Raw genomic sequence first — 5,538 nt, 5'->3', positions numbered from 1 at the left:
AACGCTGACTTTTTCAACGTCGTTATTCGCCTGTAAATTCTTACGGGCGCACTCCATTGCGGCTGCATGACCCGTGGCGCTCCAGTCGTTATCTGCAAAGACAATGAGATGCTTCACGCCCTGTGGGGCAATGAATTTCGCCATATACCCGGCATTCATGGTTGACCATGTGTTCACGCCGTAAATTTGCTTACAGGACAAGGCTGTCTCAATCCCTTCGGCAATCCCCAGTGTGGAATCCACCGGAAACAGACGAATAGCCACTGATTGGGCATAAGTGCGATAATTCTCTTCCTGCATCGCATCGAGTTTCTTTTGCGGGGTAATGTCCGCCTTTCTGTCGCCGTCTAAATATGTCCGGTGCAGGTAACACGCCAGCCCTTTTGAATCGGTAGCAAGTGCCCATATCGCTTGCAGTGTTCCGTTACGGACAGGCTGTTCGGCGCAATATTTCACGTTATCAGCAGGCAGAACATGAATGCCCCGATTACGCAGATAGGCCTCACCCTGTGTACCTCTCAAGTGGGATAAATTGGCGTAGCAGGCCGTGACTTTGTTGCGGAACGCGGTGATATTGGTTTCTTTTTTCACTGTGCTGCGTTTGTCCGATTGGATACCCAGCAACAGATCAATCTCGTCCGCTAATGTCTTGTACTCTTTCCCCTGCGTCAGGGTGAGTAGCTTCCAGCCATCCCCGGCATTGCAGGTACAAATGAACGTCCCTCTGCCTTCCCGGTCATCAATACGAAAGCTACCTTTTCGCTCGCATATCGGGCATTTCCCCTTAAAGTGACGCTTACCGGTTACGGGCGGTAACTGGTAGTAATTGAAGATTTCAGGCCAGCGACCGATGACGGCATCGGCGGTTTTGATTCTGTTCATCGTGTTTCTCCCTGTAGGCCAAAGCGATCACGGATATCGTTGAGACGGTGCTGAATCACATCAGGCTCCAGTGAAAGTTGTTCTTTAGCCGGTGCTTGCTCGGCTTTCTTACGGGACTTAGCCCACTGAATTTGCTTATGCTTGATGAAATTATTCACTTCGGGGGTCAGTTCCTGTGGGGTGTCATGAAAACCGCGAGGCCAGACGCCGAACTTTTCCTTAAACGTATTGGCTACCCAACCATCACTGAACGTCTTACCCTGTGACGCCCGCTGGTTCTGGTAATACTTCAGTTGCGAGTAGAAACTCTGCTTTTCAGCCTGGGTGTAAACCCGCTCTTTTTTACTGAGCTTTTGGATAGTACGACTGGTATCGACATCAATGTCTTCCCCAGTCAGGGGCTTAAAATCACACTTCGGGCAAACATAAACCCCGGCTGGCTTCATGTAGTGACAGCTGGGACATTCTTTCGGCAGCTTCTCCCGCTTTTCCTGCTCCCGGTGGCTGGAATGGGTCTTCATGCCATCGTTTTTACTGGGCAGCTCGTCATATTCGATATCATCGGGATAACCGAGACGATGGACAGAGCCGGAGTGATCGAGAATGATGCATCGCTCCTTACCTTTGGCAGTACGAAGACCCCTACCGATTGACTGGAGCCACCGTATTTCTGACTTGGTAGGTCGGGCGTAGATAATGCAACGGACATCGCTATCAAAACCGGCCACGAGTACGCTCACATTAACAATGACTTTAGTCGCACCCTGTTCAAAACGATGAATAATCAGATCTCTTTCTTCGGGCGGCGTATTGGCAGTCATGACCTCAGCATTGATCCCGGCACGACCGAACTCGATAGTGAGAAAATTAGCGTGACTGACATTCACACAAAAACAGACTGTCGGCTGATTTTCGCCTAATTTAAGCCAGCTACTGACCACATCCCCGACCAAATCAGCTCCACACATAATTTCGGCAATCTCAGCCTCTTTGTAATCACTGCCGTATTCCGGGTTGGTCGATGATTTCACACCTGACAGATCGGGCTTGGTAGGCGCGTAAAACTCGTAAGCACTCAAATCACCACGCTGGATTAACTCTTTTATCGTGGTTGGCTTAATCAGCTTCTGGTAGTAGTGACCGAGGAACGGTGAGAACGGTGTGCCCGATAATCCGACAACCTTACAGCTTGTTTCGGTGGTCAGCCGGGTGATTTCTTCCAGTATCTTCTTGCGCTTCAGGTGTGCTTCATCAATCACCAGCAGATCGATATCACCGGGGAACTCACGGCGTATCAGGGTATCCGCTGAAGCAATCTGAATCAGCTTTGCCGGGTCTTGGTTAGGGTGGTCCCGCCAGATATAAGCGATTTCATCTTCAGGTAAACCATACTCAATAAAGCGCTGTGCAGTCTGATTTATCAGGACGGTGAAAGGGCAGATCATCATGACCTTTTTCCGCTTTGAGACAAAACCCTGCGTGATAAACGCGGCTAATCCGGTCTTGCCTGCACCTGTTGGGGCGTACACCATGAAAGAATTAAACCCCTTCCAATCCTGACGCAGCATGTTCAGGGCGCGCTCCTGAGCAAAGTTAGGGGTAATATTCAGCATGATGTTACTCCCTTTATTTTTCTGAGTTGCTGTGCCATAATCCGCGCAGGTAATCGAGCCTCAGATACTCTGATTCCTATCGCAAGAGCCGAGTAAGCTATCCCTACCAAAGTGACGCCATTCGGTTTCTTGCACCCTTTCAAACTTCCATTCTTCGTTAACATTGATACCCTCACTTGAATAATTTCCACTGCCAGAGCACAACCTTTCCTGATTTCTACAACCACCAGCCCCGTGCTAATACCTGAACTGGGTAGCACGAACCACATCGACACCATTCACCTGATAACGCAGAGGCTGCTTGCCATTCTTGAGCAGTACAAAACCGGACATACCCGCAGGAAGCTCACTGAGTTTCAGTAGTGATCGTTTACGCGGTGAACGGTTGTCAGCTTCGATAGCGCATTTCTCACCAGCTCTCGTAGTCACCATGTAATCCACCCGCCCATTACGGCCATCACTCAGCCCGGTTACGGTGAAGTTCTTTTGCAGGAACCAACCTTGCTCACGGATCTTTGCTGTGAGGACGGTTTCAAATTGCTGCATATCGGTAGCCGTGAAAAATTGCTCTTCCAGAAGGGTGATTAATTTTGCTTTCAACTCTGTGCTCATTTTTATTTCCTCAATGGTTATTTGTATCACTTGGGTAGTACGGCGATTTTTGAAACCCTATTAGTGCACTTATCTAACTTAGGTACTCTCTACTGAGATCTATTTAAGTAATGAGTTCTTACTTGGCTGTGCTTTACCTGTCTCAGCTCTCCAACTCCCCCCTACCCCCCTCGGTTCTCTTCTCTATTTTTGTACTAGTAAAGAGATACACTGTGAGTATTTACAACAAACAAACTAAACAACTAACTTCGGCTTCTCGATGTAACCCTGTGCGGCTCGCTCATACTTCACGACAAATTCCCTGAGCCGAGTATTAGCTTCGTATCTGGCTGCATTGCTCTTGCAAAATGACACGGGTTCCTTGTCCCACTCGGCCTGATGTACTGCTGAATATTCGGCAATCACCCTTGCCCGCGTACTAACCCGTAATTTCCCTAACATCTCCTGTATCCATTTGCCATCGTCAGGGTCAAAATGCGATGGCATGGTCACTTTGGTGTAATCAGGAAGCATCATTCCCTCTCAGGTGGCGGGAAGACTTTAGGCAGATCAGGGCGTAGTTCGTGGGCTTGGACTGCACCGTTTGTCGCCTCAACAATAATCACCACATTCTCTGGTGATATTTTTTTCTTTCCTGTAAGCCAATCACTTACTGTCGATTGAGCCTTTCCGATATGTTCCGCAAACTTCCTTTGACTACCCCAAAGCCTTATCGCTTTTTCGATTGCCGTGTTTATCATAGTCCCCTCAATTACAAATTCAATCGCTATGGCTATTATACAAATGATAAAGCAATAATCAAATGCTATAGCGATTTTGATTTATTATCGCCATAGCGATATAATGAATACATCAAGAAATTTATTGACGACTATCACAAAGGTAAAAAAATGACATTCACAGAAAGGCTAAATCGTGCAATGCACGAAGGTGGGTTTAGCCAAGGTTCATTGGCTAAAGCTGTAGGAATGGCTCAATCCAGTGTATGGAAATTAACTTCAGGTACGGCAACTCGTACAACTCGACTTGTTGATATCGCTCGCGTTTTAGGCGTTCGTCCAGAGTGGCTATCCGATGGAAAGGGGGCAATGCGTGAAGAAGAAAATAATAAGATAGACCAAACTGCCATAGAGGTAGTTGAATACAAGGGGTTATTTGGGGTTGAGATATATGATGGGGATACACCAACGGGTGAGCAGATAATGATTCCAAATCTTGTGGAATCCAGCACCTGTAAAGCGTACAGACTACAGGTTAACAGTGGGTGTTCGGAAGCTCCTGCGGGCACAATTATAGTTATTGATAGTAATGAGACAGCAGGAACAAATGATCTTGTATACGCTAGAGTTAACAAAATACTATCGGTTTACAAATTTGTGCAAGGTGGCACTCATGGATACCTATCTGTTGATGATAATCGCGTACCGTTAGTTGATGTTGGAAATTCTAGTGTTGAGGTTCTTGGTGTTGTTGTATACCTCCTCCGTAACATGAAGCACCGTTGATTTTCCTCTTGCTCTGCCATCTCTTTACTTGGGACGGGAGTTGCATATCTCCCAGTTCCTAATCTAATTAACTGAGACAATTTCACCCTCCTAAACTGTACGTTTATACAATATTATACTGCATCAATTATCACCTATTTGCAATAACATAACTTCTTTATTTTACTTCATAAAAAACAACATACTATTCACTCTTTCGCAAACCAAACCAAAAAATAATCGCTTTGGCGGTTGACTTATCAATCGCCTTAGATATTATTAATGCAAGTGATTCAGGAAACAAAACTGAACACCAGAATGAATACATTTACTTTTATTTTTTGGGGCCGGAGGGGCTAATGGAAAGTTGCGATAGAGGAATAAACTACAACATGAAGTTGGCTCAAAAATATAATTTCGTTGATTCATATTTAGCCAAGTATGGAAACAAAAAAATTACATCTCACTCCTTGAATAAAGGGTGCTTTAATAATGAAATTATATATTCACTGTATTCAAAAGATGGTGAATACATGGTGTTAGTGGATGTATTTAGGGAGTTGAACGAAGCAAACCAAAAAGCGAAAGACATTATTTATAATCATCCAGAGATGGTTAACTACTTAATTCCAGCAGGCAAACCATGAAAATTTTCCTATTCGCTGCAATTGAGCGCGCCAACACAGAGCAAACACGCCCTATATGCGTCAAAGCTCAGGCACTCAATGAACAAGAAGCAAAAAGGTTATTAGCTCCTGTATATGTAATCTATGGCTGGATGGGACAAATAGTTAATAAATAATAAGGCCAATCAACATGAAAACAAAAATATCAGTTGGTGATAAATATTATTTACAAACCGCCGTCGAAATTGCAGAAGAAATTGAATCATCTATATTCCCTGTATTGACTGCAACTCAGAATGAAGCAGAACCGGATACTTATTT

General features: G+C 45.2%; 8 protein-coding genes. 3 read left to right on the top strand and 5 right to left on the bottom strand.

Annotated features, from left to right (window positions below; genetic code table 11):
• From AACS92_RS18830 to AACS92_RS18810, 5 genes are all read right to left on the bottom strand, one after another.
• Window positions 1-882, bottom strand: an 882-nt coding sequence (locus AACS92_RS18830; RefSeq protein WP_099111950.1) for a DUF7146 domain-containing protein, incomplete at its 3' end; no start/stop codon positions are given.
• Window positions 879-2,495: a DEAD/DEAH box helicase gene (locus AACS92_RS18825; RefSeq protein ID WP_099111949.1), complete on the bottom strand. Its 1,617-nt coding sequence runs from the start codon at window positions 2,493-2,495 to the stop codon at window positions 879-881. The genes AACS92_RS18825 and AACS92_RS18830, both read right to left, overlap by 4 nt.
• Before the next feature lie 237 nt (window positions 2,496-2,732).
• Window positions 2,733-3,107, bottom strand: coding sequence for a hypothetical protein (locus tag AACS92_RS18820; protein ID WP_099111947.1), 375 nt, complete (start codon window positions 3,105-3,107; stop codon window positions 2,733-2,735).
• 234 nt (window positions 3,108-3,341) lie between these two features.
• Window positions 3,342-3,623, bottom strand: coding sequence for a hypothetical protein (locus tag AACS92_RS18815; RefSeq protein ID WP_339373560.1), 282 nt, complete (start codon window positions 3,621-3,623; stop codon window positions 3,342-3,344).
• On the bottom strand, window positions 3,620-3,847 hold the full coding sequence (locus tag AACS92_RS18810; RefSeq protein WP_099111946.1) for a transcriptional regulator: 228 nt from the start codon (window positions 3,845-3,847) through the stop codon (window positions 3,620-3,622). Before AACS92_RS18810 ends, AACS92_RS18815 begins: the two co-directional genes overlap by 4 nt.
• 150 nt (window positions 3,848-3,997) lie before the next feature.
• On the opposite strand from AACS92_RS18810, the gene AACS92_RS18805 reads away from it, so the two are divergent.
• From AACS92_RS18805 to AACS92_RS22045, 3 genes are all read left to right on the top strand, one after another.
• Window positions 3,998-4,612: a helix-turn-helix domain-containing protein gene (locus AACS92_RS18805; protein ID WP_099111945.1), complete on the top strand. Its 615-nt coding sequence runs from the start codon at window positions 3,998-4,000 to the stop codon at window positions 4,610-4,612.
• 338 nt (window positions 4,613-4,950) lie between these two features.
• Window positions 4,951-5,238, top strand: a complete 288-nt coding sequence (locus AACS92_RS18800) for a hypothetical protein (protein ID WP_099111944.1) — start codon at window positions 4,951-4,953, stop codon at window positions 5,236-5,238.
• Window positions 5,235-5,393, top strand: coding sequence for a host cell division inhibitor Icd-like protein (locus AACS92_RS22045; protein ID WP_153044799.1), 159 nt, complete (start codon window positions 5,235-5,237; stop codon window positions 5,391-5,393). The genes AACS92_RS18800 and AACS92_RS22045 overlap by 4 nt, the downstream gene beginning before the upstream one ends.
• The last annotated feature ends 145 nt before the right edge of the window (window positions 5,394-5,538 follow it).

Source organism: Xenorhabdus sp. KJ12.1, assembly GCF_963876495.1.
GTDB lineage: Bacteria > Pseudomonadota > Gammaproteobacteria > Enterobacterales > Enterobacteriaceae > Xenorhabdus > Xenorhabdus stockiae.
The sequence above is the reverse complement of the archived record's forward strand: the minus strand, read 5'-3'. Positions and strand labels throughout refer to the sequence as shown.

Bases quoted from the DNA above. Each gene is read 5' to 3' on its own strand.
- AACS92_RS18825 (WP_099111949.1), bottom strand. From the start codon at position 2,495: ATGCTGAATATTACCCCTAACTTTGCTCAGGAGCGCGCCCTGAACATG.
- AACS92_RS18820 (WP_099111947.1), bottom strand. From the start codon at position 3,107: ATGAGCACAGAGTTGAAAGCAAAATTAATCACCCTTCTGGAAGAGCAA.
- AACS92_RS18815 (WP_339373560.1), bottom strand. From the start codon at position 3,623: ATGATGCTTCCTGATTACACCAAAGTGACCATGCCATCGCATTTTGAC.
- AACS92_RS18810 (WP_099111946.1), bottom strand. From the start codon at position 3,847: ATGATAAACACGGCAATCGAAAAAGCGATAAGGCTTTGGGGTAGTCAA.
- AACS92_RS18805 (WP_099111945.1), top strand. From the start codon at position 3,998: ATGACATTCACAGAAAGGCTAAATCGTGCAATGCACGAAGGTGGGTTT.
- AACS92_RS18800 (WP_099111944.1), top strand. From the start codon at position 4,951: ATGGAAAGTTGCGATAGAGGAATAAACTACAACATGAAGTTGGCTCAA.
- AACS92_RS22045 (WP_153044799.1), top strand. From the start codon at position 5,235: ATGAAAATTTTCCTATTCGCTGCAATTGAGCGCGCCAACACAGAGCAA.